The sequence below is a fragment of the Phytohabitans rumicis genome (genome assembly GCF_011764445.1).
Taxonomy (GTDB): Bacteria; Actinomycetota; Actinomycetes; order Mycobacteriales; family Micromonosporaceae; genus Phytohabitans; species Phytohabitans rumicis.
In genome coordinates this window covers 2,177,721-2,197,006 of sequence record NZ_BLPG01000001.1, presented here as the reverse complement: position 1 = coordinate 2,197,006, position 19,286 = coordinate 2,177,721, and the positions used below count along the sequence as shown (strand labels likewise).

At 71.4% G+C, this 19,286-nt stretch carries 11 protein-coding genes, 5 pseudogenes and 1 riboswitch; of the genes and pseudogenes, 12 read left to right on the top strand and 4 right to left on the bottom strand.

All coding sequences use genetic code 11. From position 1 onward, the window contains the following. Nucleotides 1-8 precede the first annotated feature (8 nt). The gene (locus Prum_RS09380; protein WP_246277770.1) at nt 9-737 is read left to right on the top strand and encodes a TetR/AcrR family transcriptional regulator; all 729 of its coding nucleotides are present in this window, start codon (nt 9-11) and stop codon (nt 735-737) included. Here the strand turns inward: Prum_RS09380 and Prum_RS09375 are convergent. From Prum_RS09375 to Prum_RS09360, 4 genes and pseudogenes are all read right to left on the bottom strand, one after another. After that, complete coding sequence (locus tag Prum_RS09375; protein ID WP_246277769.1) at nt 694-1,383, bottom strand: C39 family peptidase; 690 nt, start codon at nt 1,381-1,383, stop codon at nt 694-696. The genes Prum_RS09380 and Prum_RS09375 overlap by 44 nt on opposite strands. A gap of 411 nt (nt 1,384-1,794) precedes the next feature. Then, a pseudogene (locus tag Prum_RS09370) lies at nt 1,795-2,474 on the bottom strand (TVP38/TMEM64 family protein). After that, a complete protein-coding gene (locus tag Prum_RS09365; RefSeq protein WP_173075662.1) occupies nt 2,471-3,187 on the bottom strand; it encodes a type 1 glutamine amidotransferase in 717 nt (238 codons plus the stop codon). The pseudogene Prum_RS09370 and the gene Prum_RS09365 overlap by 4 nt, the downstream one beginning before the upstream one ends. Next, nucleotides 3,177-4,397: a Mur ligase family protein gene (locus Prum_RS09360; RefSeq protein WP_173083584.1), complete on the bottom strand. Its 1,221-nt coding sequence runs from the start codon at nt 4,395-4,397 to the stop codon at nt 3,177-3,179. Before Prum_RS09360 ends, Prum_RS09365 begins: the two co-directional genes overlap by 11 nt. A gap of 302 nt (nt 4,398-4,699) precedes the next feature. Then, a riboswitch (cyclic di-AMP (ydaO/yuaA leader) is annotated at nt 4,700-4,872 on the top strand. Between the two features lie 4 nt (nt 4,873-4,876). On the opposite strand from Prum_RS09360, the gene Prum_RS09355 reads away from it, so the two are divergent. The 11 genes and pseudogenes from Prum_RS09355 to murC all read left to right on the top strand — a co-directional run bounded on the left by Prum_RS09355 (nt 4,877) and on the right by murC (nt 19,285). Further along, nucleotides 4,877-5,698, top strand: coding sequence for a C40 family peptidase (locus Prum_RS09355; protein WP_246277768.1), 822 nt, complete (start codon nt 4,877-4,879; stop codon nt 5,696-5,698). A gap of 298 nt (nt 5,699-5,996) precedes the next feature. Continuing rightward, nucleotides 5,997-6,428: a division/cell wall cluster transcriptional repressor MraZ gene (gene mraZ, locus Prum_RS09350; RefSeq protein ID WP_173075660.1), complete on the top strand. Its 432-nt coding sequence runs from the start codon at nt 5,997-5,999 to the stop codon at nt 6,426-6,428. Between the two features lie 209 nt (nt 6,429-6,637). Next, nucleotides 6,638-7,609: pseudogene (gene rsmH, locus Prum_RS09345) on the top strand (16S rRNA (cytosine(1402)-N(4))-methyltransferase RsmH); the annotation flags it as partial. Between the two features lie 70 nt (nt 7,610-7,679). Beyond that, nucleotides 7,680-8,108 (top strand): cell division protein FtsL, encoded by a 429-nt coding sequence (gene ftsL, locus Prum_RS09340; protein ID WP_178132643.1) that lies wholly within the window; start codon nt 7,680-7,682, stop codon nt 8,106-8,108. A 3-nt stretch (nt 8,109-8,111) separates the two neighbouring features. Beyond that, nucleotides 8,112-10,268 carry a peptidoglycan D,D-transpeptidase FtsI family protein gene (locus Prum_RS09335; RefSeq protein WP_371871210.1) on the top strand — a complete coding sequence of 719 codons (2,157 nt, stop codon included), beginning with the start codon at nt 8,112-8,114 and terminating at the stop codon, nt 10,266-10,268. A gap of 16 nt (nt 10,269-10,284) precedes the next feature. Beyond that, nucleotides 10,285-11,766, top strand: coding sequence for a UDP-N-acetylmuramoyl-L-alanyl-D-glutamate--2,6-diaminopimelate ligase (locus Prum_RS09330; protein WP_173075655.1), 1,482 nt, complete (start codon nt 10,285-10,287; stop codon nt 11,764-11,766). 4 nt (nt 11,767-11,770) lie between these two features. Further along, nucleotides 11,771-13,142, top strand: a pseudogene (locus tag Prum_RS09325) (UDP-N-acetylmuramoyl-tripeptide--D-alanyl-D-alanine ligase). Then, nucleotides 13,139-14,242, top strand: coding sequence for a phospho-N-acetylmuramoyl-pentapeptide-transferase (gene mraY, locus Prum_RS09320; RefSeq protein ID WP_173075653.1), 1,104 nt, complete (start codon nt 13,139-13,141; stop codon nt 14,240-14,242). The pseudogene Prum_RS09325 and the gene mraY overlap by 4 nt, the downstream one beginning before the upstream one ends. Nucleotides 14,243-15,273: 1,031 nt before the next feature. Continuing rightward, nucleotides 15,274-16,677, top strand: a complete 1,404-nt coding sequence (locus Prum_RS09315) for an FtsW/RodA/SpoVE family cell cycle protein (protein WP_246277767.1) — start codon at nt 15,274-15,276, stop codon at nt 16,675-16,677. After that, nucleotides 16,677-17,784, top strand: a pseudogene (locus tag Prum_RS09310) (UDP-N-acetylglucosamine--N-acetylmuramyl-(pentapeptide) pyrophosphoryl-undecaprenol N-acetylglucosamine transferase). Before Prum_RS09315 ends, Prum_RS09310 begins: the two are co-directional and overlap by 1 nt. A 119-nt stretch (nt 17,785-17,903) precedes the next feature. Continuing rightward, nucleotides 17,904-19,285, top strand: a pseudogene (gene murC / locus Prum_RS09305) (UDP-N-acetylmuramate--L-alanine ligase). Nucleotide 19,286 lies beyond the last annotated feature (1 nt).

Here is a 19,286-nt window from a genome sequence, read left to right as displayed (position 1 = left end):
GTCGGCGGATGGGCGGGGACATCGGGCTGCGGGCGCGCAAGCGGGCGCGTACGCACGAGGCCATCTCGTCGGCCGCGATCACGCTCTTCCTGGCCCGCGGCTTCGACCAGGTCTCCGTCGCCGAGGTGGCCGAAGCGGCCGACGTGTCCAAGCCCACCCTGTTCAAGTACTTCGCGAGCAAGGAAGACCTGGTCCTGCACCGGATCGCCGATCACCAGGGCGAGGCGGCCCGGGTGGTGCGGGAAGGCCGCGAGTCGGGCCTGGCGCCGCTGACCGCGCTGCACCGGCACTTCCTCGACGGGCTCGACCGGCGCGACCCGGTCACCGGGCTCAACGACCACGAGCAGGTGTTGGCGTACCACCGGATGGTCTTCGACACGCCCAGCCTCAGCGCCCGGGTGTCCCAGTACACCCAGCGCGACGAGGACGCCCTCGCCGAGGCGCTCGCACTGGGCTCCGACCCGCTGGAGGCCCGGCTCGCCGCGTGCCAGGTGATCGCCGTGCAGCGGGTGCTGGCCCGGGACATCTGGCGCCGGCTGGCCGAGGGAGCACGGCCGACGAGACGTATCCGGCGGCGGTGGCAGCGGCAGATCGGGCTTTCGATACGCTGCGCAATGGCTTGCGTACGTATCGTTGAAAAGGGCCGACCCGGTATCCGGGTCGGCCCTTTTCTCGGGGGAGGGAATTACGTCTTTATGCCGAATAACCGCGCTCGGCGATCCAGTTGGCCAGCTTGATCGTGGTCATCCAGTACGTACCGTCACCATTTGGCTCCGCCGAGTCAGCGATCCTCACCAGTCGGCCCTCGTCCTGGTAGCCGACGACCGCGATGTAGTGACCGCCCTCAAAGGAGTGCATTCCACCGGCGGTGTCGTACGCGGTGCCCTTGACGTTGGCGACGACGCCGTAGCCGTGACCGATCGCCCGGACCACGTCCGCCTGCAGCCGGTCCATCTGCCACGGCCGCGCGTACCCGCCCGGGATCTCCCGGGTGCGGTAGAAGTTCGTCCCGGTGACCTGGTTGAGCACCCGGGTCGTCTCGTACGCCGAGTCGGTGCCGTTCTCCGTCGTACCCAGCAGCGCGGCCAGCTTCGGCTGACTTATCAGGTGGCCGGAGGTGCTCAGGGCCATGCTGGTGGCGGCCGGCGCACAGAAGTAGTACGTGCTCTGCGCCCGGTACCGGAAGTTGAGCTGCTTCGCTTTGGGGGTCGCCGACGTGGCTGCTGCCGCCGTCTTGGCGGGCGCGGCGGACGCTGCCGCTGCCGCGGTGGCCGGTCCGGCGACCGCGCCGCTGGCGAACACGAGCCCGGCGGCGAGCACCGCGGACTTGCGCAGGGGAGTACTGGTGATAGCCGGGAGCCATCGACCGAAGGTGTTCTTCACGATGGGAGCCCTTCCGCTTCGGGGGATGGCGGCACCCCGGGGGAGGTGCCGCACAAAAGCACACGCGCGGAGCGCCATTGCTCCGGCGTGCTGGCAATTCCAACAGGGGCACTCCAGGCCGCATTCCGCGAATGCCGTCGAGTGGCCCACGCCACCCAAAATACGGATTTTTGCGGAAAAGTCATTACTCCGCGCAATTGCCCCGCTACTAATTGGTTTGCGCGGGGGATGCTGCGGGATTTTGCGCCGATCAAGGAATTCCGCGTCGATCAAGGGCAAATGGTCGCGCGAAAGAGATCAAACCACGGCCGTACGCCCTTGATCGACGCGGCTAGGGCCAGCCGAGCGGTGATCATGGGCTGTGCGGCGAGGGGAGCGCTCTCTCCGCCGCAGGGCCCATGATCACGCGCCTTAGGCGGATGCGGGGGCGGCGCGGGAGGTGCGGCGCCAGCGCGTGATGATGATCGTGGTGGCGATCAGGCCCAGGCCGGCGGGGCGATGGCGAGCCAGTTGATGTCGCCGGGGGAGGCGACGGCGGCGCCCATGGCTGCGTAGCCGAACGCGGACGGGATCGAGGCCAGGAGGCTGCCGACGAGGAACGGTCGCAGGCGGGCGCCGGTCGTGCCGTACCCGTAGCTGATCAGGCCGAAGCCGCCCACCGGGAGCAGCCGTACGGTGACCACGCCGAAGACGCTCTGCCGGCCGAACCAGCCGTCCAGGCGGGCCAGCCGGCCGCGTACCCGCTCGGCGACGAAGTCGCGGCCCAGGGCGCGCCCGACGGCGAAGCCGAGCAGGGCGGCGATGAGCGCGGCGCCCAGGGCGTACGAGGCGCCGCCCAGCGTGCCGAAGAGGGCGCCCCAGGCGAACGAGACCAGCGTGCGGGGCACCAGGGCGACCATCATCAGCGCGCCCAGCAGGACGGCGGCCGGCGGTGCCAGCGGGCCGAGCCGGTCGACCAGGCGCGGGGCGTCGGCCAGGTCGGGCTGCGGCAGGAAGAGCACGGCGACGCCGCACGCCGCGAGGATGAGCAGGAGCAGGGCGAAGCGCATGACCGAGCGCTGGCGCAGCCGCGCCAAGAGTCGGCCGATCATGAGGCCGTCGTGGCGGCCATGCGCTCGGCGCGCAACCGGTCGGACCAGGTGTCGTCCAGGGGCGGCAGGCTCTCGTACCCGGTCGCCCAGCGCAGCAGCAGGTCGGCGATGGCCGGGTTGCGGGACAGCGCCGGCCCGTGCGAGTACGTGCCGAGCAGCTTGCCCCGCCAGGCGCCCTCGGTGGTGCCGTCGTTGCCGATGCCGGTGGTGACCCGGGCCAGCGGGGTGACGCCGGGCCCGAGGTGGGTGCGGCCGCCGTGGTTCTCGAAGCCGGTCAGCGGCGGCAGCCCGAGGCGGCCGTCGATCGGGCCGCCCAGCTCGCCGACCGCCCGGCTCGGGCCGCGGTCGGAGCGCAGGTCGAGCAGGTCGAGGCCGGCGCACTTGGTGCCCTTGGCGAAGAACGAGCCGCCGAGCAGTTGGTACCCGGCGCACACCGCGAACACCACCGACCCCTGCGCCACCGCGCGGCGCAGGCCGCCGTCGGCGATCAGGCGCTGCGCGGCGAGCGCCTGCGGGCCGTCCTCGCCGCCGCCGAGCAGGTAGATGTCCGCGGTGGCGGGGATGGCCTGGTCCGAGCGCACCTCGTAGGTCCGCACCGGCAGCCCGCGCAGGGCCGCACGGCGGGCGAGGATGAGCATGTTGCCCCGGTCGCCGTACGTGGACAGCAGGTCCGGATAGATCCAGACGATGCTGATGGCACTGTCAGTTGACACGGTCGAGCTCCGCTCGGATGTCTTGGAACGCGGTGTAGTTGGCGATCACTTCGAGCCGGCCCGGCGGCACCGAGGTGACCGCCTCGCCGAAGGTACGTACGTGGCGGAACGGTACGTCGTTCACTTCGAGCCGGACCGCGAGGTCGTACGCCCGGTCGCCGGTGATCAGGACCTGGCGGCCGCGCAGCGGGCTGAAGTCGACGTCGAAGAGCCAGGACGTGTCCAGCCCGTCGGGGTCGCGGGCGTTGATGGACAGCAGCGTGGGCGCGTCGTCCGCCATCTCGAACGCCTCCAGCCAGCTCGCCGGGTTCTTGGCCAGCAGCAGCCGGATGTTGCGCCCGTCGCGCACGACCTGGGCGTACCGGCCGGCGACGGAGGTCACGGTGGACAGGCGGGAGACGGCGTCGGTGGGGCGCACGCCGAACTGGGCGGCGAGGGCGAGCGCGGTGGCCGCGTTGCCGAGGTTGACCTTGCCCGGGATCTGCAGCGCGATCTTGTGCCAGGCGCCGCGCGGATCCAGGACGCCGTCGTCCTCCACCACCCACTGCGGTACCGGGCGGCGCAGCGTGCAGCCGGTGCACCACCACTGGTCGGCCTGCCGTTCGATCGGCGACCCGCACTCGGGGCAGACCCAGGAGTCGTCGTGCCACCGCTGCCCGGCGCTGAACCAGGTGACCGCGGGGGACTGGACGGCGGCCCAGACCACCATCGGGTCGTCGGCGTTGGCCACCACGTGCACGGTGGGGTGCTCGGCCAGCGCGGTCCGCCACAGCTGGGCCATCATCGCGACCTCTTTGGCCCGGTCGAGCTGGTCGCGGGAGAGGTTGAGCAGGGCCACCACGCGCGGCTCGGTCGCCGCGATGACCTGGGCGAGGTAGTGCTCGTCGACCTCCAGCACGGCGTACGGGGTCTGCCCCGCCTTGGCCAGCGCGGAGGTGTGGCCGGTGGGCATGTTGGCGCCGAACGAGTTGGTCGCGACCGGGCCGAGCACGCCGAGGGCCGCGGCGGCCAGCCGGGTGGTGGTGGTCTTCCCGTTGGTGCCCGAGACCAGCGCGATCGACCGCCCGGCGGCCAGGTGGGCGAGCAGGTCCGGGTCGATCTTCAATCCGATCCAGCCGCCGATGACCGAGCCGTCGCCCCGCCCGGCGGCCCGCGACAGGGCAGCGGCCGTACGCGACACCGAGCTCGCGACCTTGGCCCGTAAGGGCATCTTCCCGTCCGTCACGCGAGCGAATGTACCGGAGCCGTCTTGATCTCAAACCGCCGCCGAATCGTGTGGGCATACTCACGCTGAGTGATCGACGCACCGTGATCGCGCGGGGACGGAGTGTCGCGGCATTTTGGGCGGATCCCTTAGCGATCGGTCATCGGAGCGCATGCCAACTTCGCCATGCAAGATCCTTGTTACTCCGCGTATATCTTCCCGTCGGCTAGAAACGATTTGCCGGGCCGTCACCTGACGGACCGGGGCGCATCGCCGGGACACGCCGAGCCCTGCCCTTCCGAGCGATGCCACCCCTTTGACCGAACACAACGGCATAACGGGCAGGGACGGGGGACCCAAGAACCGCGGTCCGATCACATCAGTGACGGACCTTGGGGTGAAGCCGCCGACGCGCGGCCGGGCCAACCCTTCGAGGGCCCGAACCCGACAGCTCACCTCGCAGGCGTGCCGGAGGGATCTCTTTCGTGCACGAACACAGTTCGGGCCGGCGACGGCTGCGTGCCAGCGCCGGTAAGCTCGCGCTTACCCTCGGGATCTGCGTCTGTGCCGGCCAGTTGATGGCCGGACCGGCGCTCGCCGACGTGGCGTCCACCGCGACGCTCACCACCACCGCCAGTGCGCAGTCCGCCGTCGCGGTCGCGCCGAAGGTGGCGTTCTCCACCAGCACCCGCCGGTTGGCGTGGGGCTCCGCACTGCGCCTCAGCGCCAAGGTCACCGACCCGGCCACCGGCAAGGCGGCGGCCGGCAAGGTGGTGTTCCAGGCGTGGATCAACGGCCGTTGGTCCGGCGCCGGGACCGGTACGGTCAGCTCCACCGGCGTGGCGACGGTGGCCATCCGCCCGTACGTCGCGCGCACCTACCGCGCCGTGTACGTCCCGAGCACCGGGACGTACAAGAGCGCGGCGAGCGGCAAGATCTGGGTCAAGGTGGTGGCCAGCCGGGCCAAGGTCCTCGCCGAGGCGCGCAAGCACCTGGGCGCGGCCTACCGGTACGGCGCCTCGGGGCCGAAGGTCTTCGACTGCTCCGGCTTCACCAAGTACGTCTACAAGAAGGCCATCGGCAAGGTCCTGCCGCACAAGGCGAACTCGCAGCAGGCGTACGGCAAGGCGATCGCCAAGTCCAAGGCCCTGCCCGGGGACCTGATCGTGGTCCGCAGCGGGTCGTACGGCACCCACGTCGGCGTCTACGCCGGCGGCGGCTACATGTACGACTCACCCCGCCCCGGCAAGACGGTGGGCAAGCACAAGATCTGGACCACGAACTATGTAGTTAGGCGTCTCGTCTAACTCCCCTCCACTTTCCTCCATCCCCCCATGTGATCAGGGCGTCCCACGCGTCGCGGCAGCGACTTGAGGGACGCCCTGATCACGTCTACGCCCGCTGTCGGGTTACAGACCTCCACTTTGCACCACCGCCCGTGACGTGCGGTTTTGTCTCGGCGACTGTGGACAGAAGGCTGCGATTCTGGTTGCGGGTGGAGGGAAGTGGAGTACAGTGGGGCGCAGTGGCAGGGCCTGGAGGGGCCCGCCGGCCCCGGGGGACTGCGGCTCCGCGAAAGCCGCGAGAGGGCGAGGGGGTGGGCCGATGTTTCTCGGCACCCACACCCCGCGCCTGGACGAAAAGGGCCGGTTGATCCTTCCAGCGAAGTTTCGAGATGAGCTGGCGGGAGGTGTCGTGATCACCAAAGGGCAGGAGCGCTGTCTCTACGTCTTCCCGACGCCTGAGTTCCAGCGCATCGCCGACCAGTTGCGCGAGCAGCCGATGACACACAAGGCGGCTCGGGCGTACAGCCGGGTGTTCTTCGCGAGCGCCCACGACGAGGTGCCCGACAAGCAGGGCCGGGTAACGATCCCGGGCCACCTGCGGGAGTACGCCGGGCTCAGCCGTGAACTCGTCGTGATCGGAGCGAGCAGCCGGGTGGAGATCTGGGACAAGGAAGCGTGGGACTCCTACCTCGCGGAGAGCGAAGACGACTTCGCGGACATCGAGGAGGGGGTGCTGCCCGGAGGACTCTAAGGGCTGGCAGACGCCGTACTGCGAGATCTCCAGCCGCTCGAAGCACCTGACATCTCTTCCCCGATGCCAGGCGCGCTATACCTACTCCGCTGACCGCGAGGCGCGAAGAGGCGTAGGAAATGAGCGGATGGGGATCTGGCAGTACGGCGCACGGCACTTATGGGGACACCGGGCGCATGTGCACGACGGCAGGTCACTGGGGGTCGGTCATGGGGGAGCTGCGCGGTACGCACGTACCGGTATTGCTCGAGCGGTGCCTCGCGCTGCTCGCCCCCGCGCTCGACCGCGGTGACCGGCAGACCGTGCACGTGGACGCGACCCTGGGCCTCGGCGGGCACGCCGAGGCGGTCCTGGCGGCCCACCCGCGGACCGTCCTCATCGGACTGGATCGGGACCAGGAAGCCCTGGCGCACGCCCGGGCCCGCCTGGCCCGGTACGCCGACCGCACCCACCTCGTGCACGCCGTCTACGACGAACTGCCCGAGGTGCTCGACCGGCTCGGGTACGAGCGGGTCGACGCGGAGCTGTTCGACCTCGGCGTCTCGTCCCTGCAACTCGACGCGCCCGACCGCGGGTTCGCCTACGCGCGGGACGCGCCGCTGGATATGCGCATGGACCAGACCCGCGGCCGTACGGCCGAGGAGGTCGTCAACACATACGAGGCACCCGAGCTGACGCGGGTGCTGCGGGTGTACGGCGAGGAGAAGTTCGCCGCCCGGATCGTGGCCGCGATCCTGCGGGAACGGGCAAAGACGCCCATCACTTCGTCGGCACGGCTGGCCACGCTGGTGCGGGACGCGATACCCGCGGCGGCGAGGCGTACCGGGGGCAACCCAGCCAAGCGAACGTTTCAGGCACTTCGCATCGAGGTGAACGGCGAACTGGCCGTGCTCGAAAGGGCGCTGCCGGCCGCGCTGGACGCGCTCGCACCGGGCGGCCGCCTGGTGGTCCTGTCCTACCACTCGCTGGAGGACCGGATCACCAAGCGTGCGATGGCCGCCCGAGCGCGCAGCACCGGGCCGATCGACCTGCCGGTCGAGCTGCCCGGCACCGGGCCGACGCTGCGGCTGCTCAGCCGCGGCGGGGAGCCGCCGAGCGAAGAGGAGGTCGCGGCCAACCCGCGCGCCGCATCGGTGCGGTTGCGGGCCGCGACCCGGATCGAAGAGGGGGAGGGGGAGAGGACATGAACGTCAACAAGCGCAACAACGCACCGCGGTCGGGGGCCGGACCACGGCGCAGGAGCACCAGACGGTGGGCAACACGGCGCTGCAGCCGGAGCCGGCGCAGCCGGCGCCCGAGCGCAAGCCGGGTACGCCGTGGCTGCGGGTGGCGCCGCCGCTGCCGGTGTCCGTGCCGCGCGCGCCGTTCATCGCGCTGATCCTGGTGGTCGTCATCGGCGGCGTGCTCGGCATCCTCATGGTCAACACGAAGATCAACGAGAACGCGTTCCGCCTCGACGAGCTGCAGAAGCAGCAGTCCACCCTGGACATCCAGGAGCAGCAGCTGAAGCAGCAGATCGCCCGGGCGGCGGACCCGGGCAACCTGACCGCCGAGGCGCGCAAGCTCGGGCTGGTGGACGGCAAGCCGGTGCAGATCCGGCTGCCCGACGGCCGGCTCACCGGGATGATGGTCCCGGCCACCGAGGCGCCGTCCATCACCAGCCAGGGGACGGGCGGGTAGCTCATGCCGGACCGCCGGATGCAAGGAAGGGACCCTTCCTATGCAAAAAGCGATAGGAAGGGGCCCTTCCTTGCATCCGAGCCGGAGGCGCACGAGGGCTTCCGGGGGATCTCCGACGCCCGGGCGTACACGCCGCGTGGCCGGACCGTCCGGGAGGGCACGCCGCGCACCGGTGACCCGTTCCGGCCGGCGCTGCAGGTGGTCGACGGGGGGCAGGGCCGACCAAAGCCGGCGCGGACCGTCCGGCGACGTCCCGCCGTGGAGGCGGACCGGGGCACCACGGGCGCAACCCGGGAACGCCGGGCCACCACCTCCGGCGTACCAGTGCCGCGAAAGCGCACGGCGCCGGCCAAGTCCGCCGCGGCGGCCCGGAGGTCGGCGCCGCCGCGGAAAAAGGCCCCACCGCGACGGCCGCCGCGCCCGCCGCGCCTGGCCGACCAGCGACGGCGGCTGCGCCTGGGTACGGCGCTGGCGCTCACGCTATTCGCGACGATCGGCATCAAGCTGGTGGTGGCGCAGTTCACGGAGTCGCCGGCGTTCGCCGAGCAGGGGCTCGCCGGGCGGCTGGACGAGGTGCTGATCCCGGCGCCGCGCGGGGCGATCTACGACCGCGACGGTGCGGTGCTGGCGCACAGCGTCGAGGCCCGGTACGTGGCCGTGGACCCGGTCGACGTCACCGACATCCCGCGGACCGCGGCGGCGCTGTCGCCGGTGCTCGGCATGTCGCAGTCGGACCTGGCGCCGAAGCTGGTCCAGCGCACCCGGCCGGGCGGCGGTCAGTCCCGGTTCGAGTACCTCGCGCGCGGGGTGGACATCGCCACCGCCGAGCGGGTGAAGGCGCTCAAGCTGCCCGGCGTGATCGTCGACCGGGACGAGCGGCGGGAGGTGCCCGGCGCCGACCTGGCCGCCAACCTCATCGGCTTCACCAGCCAGGACCTGAGCGGCCTGGAGGGCCTGGAGGCGCGGTACGACGAGCTGCTGCGCGGGGTCAACGGCAAGCGGATCTTCGAGGTGGGGCAGGGCAGCCTGTCCGCCGAGATCCCGGGCGGCTACCGACGGGAGACGGAGGCCCAGCCGGGTAGCTCGCTGCAGCTCACCATCGACCGGGACCTGCAATTCCGGGTGCAGCAGGTGCTGAGCGCGCGGATGAAGGAGGCCAAGGCGTACATCGGGGCGGCCGTGGTGCTCGACGTGCGCACCGGTGAGGTGCTGGCCCAGGCGAGCCACCCGACCTACAACGCCGCGCAGTGGGAGGAGACCAAGCCGACCGACCGGGAGGACGCGGCCACCACCTTCGTGGTCGACCCCGGCTCGGTGCACAAGGCCATCACGATCGGCGCGGCGCTGCAGGAGGGCGTGGTGACGCCGCAGTCGACGTTCATGGTCGGGCCGACGATCAAGAAGGGCGACCAGAATTTCAAGGACTCGCACCGCAACTGGACGCCGCGGCGGATGAGCATCCCGGGCATCCTGGCGTACTCGTCCAACATCGGCACCATCCACATCGCCGACAAGCTGGGCAAGGAGAAGCTGTACGAGTACCAGAAGAAGTTCGGGCTCGGCACGCCGACCGGTGAGGGCATGCCGGGCGAGTCGGCGGGCCTGCTGCTGCCGCCCGACGAGTGGAGCGGCTCGTCGTACGGCTCGGTGCCGATCGGGCACAGCGTCGCGGTGACGCCGCTGCAGATGGCGGCCGCGTACGCCGCGATCGCCAACAACGGCACCTGGGTGCAGCCGCACCTGGTCAAGGAGACGATCGGGCCGGACGGCAAGCGGACCGAGGCCCCGGCCCCGACGACCCGGCAGGTGCTCAGCCCGCAGGTCGCCGCGGAGCTGCGGCTGATGATGGAGGCGGTGACCACCGTGCAGGGCGCGACCGGGCGGAAGGCGGCCGTCGACGGCTACCGGGTGGCGGGCAAGACCGGCACCGGCTCCCGGGTCGTCAACGGCAAGTACGTCTCCGGCTCCGTCGCCTCGTTCGTCGGGATGGCTCCGGCGGAGAACCCCCGGTACGTGATCGCGGTCTTCGCGCACACCCCGTCCGGCGGGGGCGGCGAGGTCACCGCGCCGGCGTTCCACGACATGATGGCGTACACGCTGACCCACTACGGCGTACCGCTGAGCACCGGTAAGTCGCCCAAGTTCGTCGTCTACCCCTGAGGTAGGGTCTAGCGCCGTGCCTGGCAATCTCCGTCCTCGTACGGTGACACCGCGGTCGCTGGCCGATCTGGGTGCGCTGGTTGGTGCCGTTCCGGCGGCTGATGCGGTGGTCAGTGGGGTGACGCACGCGAGCGACGCGGTCCGCCCCGGCGACCTGTACGCCGCCCTGCCCGGCGCGCGGCGGCACGGTGCCGAGTTCATCCCGGCCGCCGTGGCTTCGGGCGCGGTGGCCGTGCTGACCGACCCCGCCGGGGCCGCCGCCGCGTCGGGCCTGCCGGCGCTGGTCGTCCCCGACCCGCGGGCGGTGCTGGGCACGGTGGCGAGCGCGGTCTACGGCGATCCCTCCGCTGGGATGATCATGGTCGGCATCACCGGGACCGCCGGCAAGACCTCGACGGCGTACCTGGTCGAGAGCGGGCTGCGGGCCGGCGGGCACGTCACCGGGCTGATCGGGACCGTGGAGACCCGCCTCGGCGACCTGGTGGTGGACAGCGTCCGTACCACCCCCGAGGCCACCGACCTGCACGCGCTCTTCGCGGTGGCCCGCGAGCGCGGTGTCACGGCGGTGGTCATGGAGGTCTCCAGCCACGCGCTCGCCATGGGCCGGGTCGGCGGGGTGCGGTTCGCGGCCGGCGGGTACACCAACTTCGGCCTCGACCACCTGGACTTCCACGCCGACGCGGACGACTACTTCGCGGCCAAGGCGAAGCTCTTCGACGGCCGGTGCGCGGTGGAGATCCTCAACCTGGACGATCCGGCGCTGAAGCCGCTGCTTCGGGGTGGGACGGTGACCTACTCGGCGGCTGGTCAGCTTTCGGCGACCTGGCGGGCGACGGACGTGGTTGGTTCGTCCTATTCGCAGCGTTTTACAGCGGTTGGACCTTCGGGTGCGGTCGAAGCCGGCGTCTCGCTGCCGGGCCGGCACAACGTCGCCAACGCGCTGCTGGCCATCGCTGCCCTGGACGCCGTCGGGGTGGACCCGGCGACCGCCGCGCGCGGGGTGGCCGACTGCCCCGGCGTACCGGGCCGGCTGGAGCGCGTCGAAGCGCCCGGCGAGGTGCTCGGCGTCGTCGACTACGCGCACAAGCCGGACTCGATCGTCGCCGCGCTCGCCGCGCTCCGCGAACTCGCCGCGACCCGGGGCGGCCGGCTCTTCTGCGTGATCGGCGCCGGCGGCGACCGGGACCGCGCCAAGCGCCCGGTGATGGGCCGGGCCGCCGCGGACGGCGCCGACGTGGTCGTGGTGACCGACGACAACCCGCGCACCGAGGACCCCGCGGCCATCCGGCGCGAGGTGCTGGCCGGCGCCGGCGCGGACGCCTTCGAGGTCGCTGGCCGGCGGGCCGCCATCGACTTCGCGGTGCGCCGGGCCCGGCCCGGTGACGTCGTCGCGGTGCTCGGCAAGGGCCACGAGCGCGGCCAGGAGGTCGGTGGCGAGGTACTGCCGTTCGACGACCGGGTCGAGCTGGCCGCGGCGCTCTCGGAGGTTTGTTCGTGATACCCTGACGCTCGCTGAGGTCGCGGCCGCGGTCGGCGGCCGGCTGGTCGATGCCGATCCGGGGGTACGCGTCACCGGCTCCGTCGAGTTCGACTCGCGCAAGGTGACGCCCGGTGGCCTGTTCGTGGCCTTCCCGGGGAGAAGGTCGACGGGCACGAGTACGCCGCCACCGCCCTTTCCTCGGGCGCCGTGGCCGTGCTGGCCTCGCGCCCTATTTCGGGGCCCTTTGTGTTGGTGGATGACCAGCTCGCCGCCATGGCCGCCCTCGCCCGAGCCGTCGTCGACCGGCTGCCCTCGCTCACGATCGTCGGGCTCACCGGCTCGTCCGGGAAGACCACCACCAAGGACCTGATCGCGCAGCTGCTCGACCGGCTCGGCCCGACCGTGGCGCCCGCCGGCTCGTTCAACAACGAGCTCGGGCACCCGTACACGGTGCTGCAGGCGGACGAGAAGACCCGCTTCCTGGTGCTGGAGATGGGCGCGCGCGGGCCCGGCCACGTACGGCACCTGTGCGAGGTCGCGCCGCCGCGCATCGGCGTCGAGATCAACGTGGGTGTGGCGCACATCGGCGGGTTCGGGTCGGTGGACGCGATCGCCGCGGCCAAGGGCGAGCTGGTCGAGGCGCTGCCCGCCGACGGCGTCGCGGTGCTCAACGCCGACGACCCCGGGTACGGGCCATGGCCGCGCGCACCTCGGCGCGGGTGGTGCTGGCCGGGGAGGCCCCGGACGCTTCCGTGCGCGCGTCCTCCGTGGTGCTCACCGCGGGACGCGCGTCGTACACGCTGGTGACCCCGCAGGGCGAGGCGCCGGTGCGGCTCGGCATCGCCGGGCGGCACCAGGTGGGCAACTCCCTGCTGGCGGCGGCCGTGGCGCTGGAATGCGGGCTGCCGTTCAAGGAACTCGCTGACGCGCTTTCGGAACTGCGGGTGGTGTCCGCCCGCCGGATGGACGTCTTCGACCGTGCCGACGGTGTCACGGTCATCGACGACTCGTACAACGCCAACCCCGCCTCCATGGCCGCCGCGCTGCGCGCGCTGGCCGCCACCGGAGCGGGCCGCCGGACCGTCGCGGTGCTCGGCTACATGGCCGAGCTCGGCGCGTACGAGCGAGACGGCCACGAGGAGGTCGGGCGGCTGACCGCGGAGCTGGGCGTCGACCGCCTCGTCGTGGTCGGCGAGCCGGCCGCGCCGATCCACGAGGGCGCGTCGGCGGTGGCGACGTGGGGAGGAGAGTCGGTGCTGGTTACCGATCAGGGTGCGGCCGTCGCGGTGCTGCGACGCGAGCTGCGCCCCGGCGACGTCGTACTCGTGAAGGGCTCGCGTTACCGCACCTGGGACGTGGTGGACGCCCTTCGTTCCGGGGTGGTATCGCCTTGAGAGCCGTCATCGTCGCGGCCGCGGTCGCGTTCCTGGTGTCGCTGTTCGGCACGCCGATCGGCATCAAGGTCTTCACCGCGCTGAAGGCCGGCCAGCCGATCCGGTCCGTCGGCCCGGCCAGCCACCAGGGCAAGCGGGGCACGCCGACGATGGGCGGCGTGGTGTTCATCATCGCCACGGTCATCGCGTACGTCGCCGGCCACGCCGCCCTCACCACCCTGCCCGAGCAGCAGATCGCCCAGGTCGGGCCCACCATCACCGCGCTCGTGCTGCTCGGCCTCTTCGTCTTCTGCGGCGCGGTCGGCTTCATCGACGACTACCTGAAGGTGCGCCGGCGCAACAGCGGTGGCCTCAGCGGGCGGTACAAACTGGTCGGGCAGGGCCTCGTCGGCGTGGTGTTCGGCGTGGTCGCGCTCTACTTCCCCAGCACCAACACGGAGACCGTGGGCAGCACGACCATCTCGTTCGTCCGCGACATCCAATGGCTGGACGTCGGCAAGGTCGTCTCGGTCATGATCTTCATCTTCGTGGTGATGGCGGCCAGCAACGGCGTCAACCTCACCGACGGGCTCGACGGGCTGGCCACCGGCGCCTCCGTGATGGTGCTCGCCGCGTACGGGCTGATCGCGTTCTGGCAGTACCGCCACTGGTGCGGCGACCTGGAGTACAGCCGGGGCGGCGCGTACTGCTACGCCGTACGTGACCCGCTGGAGATCGCCCTCATCGCGGGCGCGGCGGCCGGGGCCTGCGTCGGCTTCCTGTGGTGGAACACCTCACCGGCCCGCATCTTCATGGGCGACACCGGGGCGTTGGGATTGGGCGGGCTGATCGGAGGGCTGGCCATGGCCTCCCGCACGATGCTGTTGCTGCTGATCCTCGGCGGGCTCTTCGTCATCATCACGATGTCGGTGGTCATCCAGGTCATCTCGTTCCGCACGACGGGCAGACGGGTGTTCCGAATGTCCCCGTTGCAGCATCACTTCGAGCTAGCCGGGTGGAGCGAAGTCAACATCGTGGTCCGCTTCTGGATCATCGCCGGCATCGGCGTAGCCATCGGCCTCGGCCTCTTCTACAGCGAATTCCTCACCGCCGTCGGCTAGCTTCTCCCTATCCCCTCCCTCCGTCGCGCTTCCCCCGCCCTCCCCGCCCTCTCCCCGCCCTCTCCCCGCCCTCTCCGCCCTGTCCGCGCCCTCCCCGCCCTCTCCCCGCGCTGTCCGCGCGCTGTCCGCGCCCTGTCCGCGTCGATCAAGGGCATATGGTCGTGCTTTGATCTCTAATCCACGACCGTTTGCCCTTGATCGACGCGGAAATCCTTGATCGGAGCGCGGGGCCGCGGCCGCGTGGCGGTGCGAGCCCGCTGGGTGCGCGAGCGTGCGGCGGCGGTGGGCGGGGCGGGCCGGGTTCTCGCGGAGCGCTACCCCAGCGTTGCCCAGTAAGGCGTGGTCCATGTCAATCGACGACGACGCTGCCGCCTCGTGCCTCAGCGATCATGAGGTTAGCGGTGCGGAGAGCGCCTCTTCCGGCGATAACCCCATGATCACCGTGGACTGGGTCGCATGATCGGTGGGATGTCCCGGAAACGGCTGCCAATTGAGTGGACCTAGACGAGTAATGGCTCGGATCGAGCCCTAACTCGTCTAGATCTACTCGGTTCACCTCGGGCACTCCGGCAATGCCGACAAATTACTCACACAGTCGGCCCGCGTCGGCCGCTTGCCTCCAGTGGGGTCCCCTTTGGGGCGCCTCGCCGTGAGTGGGGCGCCTCTATGCCCGCCCTGAGCTGAACAGGGGCGCCCTCCTCACGCGACGTCGCCCAGGAGGGGTGCCCTACTCGCGTGCGGGCCGGGCCAACCGCAAGGGCGGTGGAGCGGTAACGCTGGAGATGCTCCAGCCCTGGCGCGACCCGGGGGACGAGCGGCGCGGCCGTCGATCAAGGACTTTCCCGTCGATCAAGGGCAAATGGTCGTGGAAAGGAGATCAAAGCACGGCCGTTTGCCCTTGATCGACGGGGAGGAGGGGCGGGGAGGAGGGCGGGGAGGAGCGGCGGGGAGGAGGGGCGGGAGGGGAGAGGGTGGGCGACACGCGTGGTGGGGTGCGGGGTTCTGGGCGGGGAAGCGCGGATGATGTCAGCGTGGGGGAGGAGGAGAGGGCACCCGGCGGCGTGCTGGCGGTCCTGCGGGGAGTCCTGCAGCGACCCCTCGCGTCGTACTACGTGCTTATCTCCAGCTCGGCCCTGCTGCTGATCATCGGGCTGACCATGGTCTTCTCGGCCACCAGCGTCAAGGCGTACGCCACGAACGGCAACGCGTTCACGATGATCACGAAGCAGGCCGTGTTCGCGTTGATCGGGCTGGTCGCCTTCTGGGCCTGCCAGCGCCTGCCGGCCCGGACGTTCCGGGCGGTCGGCAAGCCCACCCTGGTCGCGGCCATGTTCCTGCTGGTCATCCTGGACCTGCTCGTCGTGTCCGGCCGCCTGCGTGACCTGCCGGAGGGCGTGCTGCCCCAGCTGGGGCCGATCAAGGCGGACCTGCTGTGGCTGTGGGTCGGCCCGATCCAGGTGCAGCCGTCCGAGCTGGCCAAGTTCGGCCTCGTGCTGTGGGGCGCCGACCTGCTCGTACGCAAGGGCGAGGCGCTCGGCTGGTGGCGCGAGCTGGCCACGCCGCTCTTCCCGGTCGTGGCGCTGCTGTTCGTCCTCGTGGGCTACAACGACCTGGGCACCATGCTGTGCCTGCTGGCCGTGGTGGTCGGCCTGTTGTGGGCGGTGGGCGTACGGCTGCGGGTCTTCGGCACGCTGTCGGCGCTCGGGCTGGCCGGCATCGGGCTGCTCATCGCGGCCGCGTCGGTCGGTGGTGGCTCCGGCGAGGCGGGCGAGGAAAACTACCGGCTGGCGCGCCTCACGTCGTTCTTCAACCCGCCCGAGAACTGCGAGCAACTGTCCTGCTACCAAGCGTTGCAGGCGCGGTACGCGATCGACCACGGCGGGTGGTTCGGCGTCGGGCTGGGCAAGAGCAGCCTCAAGTGGGGCTGGCTGCCGGCCGAGCACAACGACTTCATCTTCGCCGTACTCGCGGAGGAGTTGGGCGTCGTCGGCTGCGTGGTGGTGTTGGCGCTGTTCGCCGTGCTGGCGTACACCGGGTTGCGGATCGCCCGCCGCGTCGACGATCCGTTCCGGCGCCTGGCCGCCGCGGCCGTCACTACCTGGCTGGTCAGTCAGGCAATCATCAACATCGGCGGGGTCGTCGGCCTGCTGCCGATCACCGGCCTGCCGCTGCCGTTCATCTCGGACGGTGGCAGCGCGCTCGTCGTCACGCTCGCCGCCGTCGGCATGCTCGCCTCGTTCGCCCGCGCGGAGCCGGACGCGGCCCGCGCGCTGCACGCCCGTCCGCCCGCTAAGTGGGTGCGGCTACTCTGGGCCCCGTTGCCACCGCTGCCGCCGGCCGCCAAGCCGGTGGCGAAAGCGGCCGCCAAGCCGGCGGCCAAGCCCGCCGCGAAGTCGGCGGCCACGGCGGCGGCGGAGAGCGAGAGGAGACGGTGATGGGTGTGCTGCGTTCGGTCGTCCTGGCGGGAGGGGCACCGGGGGCACATCTACCCGCTGCTCGCCTTCGCGGACTGCCTGCGCCGCCACGACGCGGACGTCCGCATCACGTGCGTCGGCACGCCCAAGGGGCTGGAAAACGAGCTGATCCCGCCGCAGGGTTACGACCTGCGGCAGATCCCGGCCTATCAGCTCCCGCGGTCGGTCAACATGAACCTGTTGCGCACCCCGGACCGCATGTGGCGATCGGCCCGCGCCGCGGGCAAGGTGATCGACGACGTCAAAGCCGACGCCGTCGTCGGCTTCGGGGGGTACGTCTCGGTGCCGGCCTACCTGGCCGCGTGGCGCCGCGAGTTGCCCATCGTCATCCACGAGGTGAACGTGCCACCGGGGGTTGCCAACCGGATGGGCATGAAGTTCACCAAGCATCTCGCGGTGGGCTTCCCGCACCAGCCCGTGCAGTCGGAGGCGCTGCGCAAGGCGCGCGTGGTCGGCGTACCCCTGCGGCGGTCCATCACGACGCTGGACCGGGCCGCGGCGCGGGACGCCGCGCGGGCGCATTTCGGGCTGCGCCCGGACCTGCCGGTGCTCTTCGTGTCCGGCGGTTCGCAGGGCGCCCGTTCGATCAACCTGGCGGTGACCGGGGCGGCCAAGGAGCTGGCCCGGGCCGGCGTCCAGGTGCTGCACGTGATCGGAGCCCGCAACGAGCCGGTGTCGCCGCCGAGCGACCTGCCGGTGCCGTACGTGACGCTGCCATATCTGTCCGAAATGGAGCTTGGGTACGCGGCGGCCGACCTGATGCTGGCCCGAGGCGGGGCGATGACGTGCGCCGAGGTGGCCGCGATCGGCCTGCCCACTGTTTACGTCCCGTACCCGCACAGCAACCAGGAGCAGAAGCGAAACGCGCTCCCGGTCGTTGAAGCCGGGGGTGGGCTGCTCGTCGACGACGGCGAGCTGAGTCCTGATTGGATCGAGAGGACGGTGATCCCGCTGGCACGCGATCCGCAGCGGCTGGCGGCGATGGGTGCCGCCGCGGCCGCGTACGGCCGGCGCGACGGTGACGAGGCGCTGCTGGACTTCGTGTACGAGGCGGTGGCCAGCCAGTGAACGAGGGAGTTGGCGCGGCGGCGTTTTCGCAGCCGCGGCACGAACCAGCACCGGCCACGGACACTGTCGCGGCTGGGAAGACGTCGCCTTCTGGCGCCGCACGACCGAGTGAACGCGAAATCACAGCGGAGGACCTCGGCGCGGTCCACCTGATCGGCATCGGCGGTGTGGGCATGAGCGGGCTGGCCCGGCTGCTGCTCACCCGCGGGATCCCGGTCTCCGGCAGCGAGCTGCGCGAGTGGCCGGCCCTGGCCGGTCTGCGCGCGCTCGGCGGCACCGTCCACATGACACACTCAGAGTCCAACCTGGACGGTGTGGACACGGTGGTCTACTCCACCGCGATCCCGCAGGACCATGTGGAGCTGGCCGAGGCGCGCAAGCGCGGGCTGCGCGTGCTGCACCGCAGCGAGGCGCTGGCCGCCACGATGGCGGGGCGGCGCGCGATCGCCATCGCCGGCACGCACGGCAAGACGACCACCACGTCGATGGCCACGCTGATCCTGCAGCGGGCCGGGCAGGACCCGTCGTTCGTCATCGGTGGCGAGATCTCCGAGGCCGGCTCGAACGGGCACCACGGCACCGGCGAGTACTTCGTCGTGGAGGCCGACGAGAGCGACCGTTCCTTCCTGCTCTACCGGCCGTTCGTCGCCATCATCACGAACATCGACGCCGACCACCTCAACACGTACGGCGATCTGGCCGGGCTGTCGGCGGCGTTCGGTGAGTTCGCGCGGTTGGTCGACCCGGCCGGCTTCGTGGTTACCTGCGCGGACAACCCCGGCACCCGCGCGCTCGCGGAGACGCTGCGGGCCGAGGGCCGGGCCGTTTACACGTACGGCGAGGCGCCCGACGCCGACCTCCGGCTGACCGACGTGGTCTCCTCTGTGGACGGAGTCCGGTATCAGGCCACATTGGACGGTAAGCCGCTCGGTGAGGTCCGCCTGCCGGTGCCCGGCCGGCACCTCGGCCTCAACAGCGCCGGCGCCGTGCTGACCGCGCTCCGGCTGGGCCTGCCGCTGGACGCCGCCACGCAGGCGCTCGGAGCGTTCCCCGGGGTGCGCCGGCGGTTCGAGCGCAAGGGCGTGGTCGGCGGCGTCGCCGTGTACGACGAGTACGCGTACCACCCGACGTCGATGACCGCGGCGCTGAGCACGCTGCGCGAGGTGGCCGCGGGCGGCCGGCTCATCGTGGTCTTCCAGCCCTACCGGGTCTACCGCACCCGCGACCTGCAGGCCGAGCTGGCCACGGCGCTCGGCATCGCCGACGAGGCGGTGATCCTGGAGGTCTTCGGCCCGGGGAGGTGCGCGAGCCGGGCGAGGGTGGCGTGGCGCTGACCGCCGCCGTCGACCTGCCGGCCGACTCCAAGATCTTCGTACCCTCGTGGGACGACGTGCCGGGCGAGGTGACCCGGCGGGCCCGGCCCGGTGACGTCGTGGTGACCATGGGTGCGCCGCCGATCTCGCTGATGGGCGACGAACTGCTGGCGGCGCTGGCGGGATGAC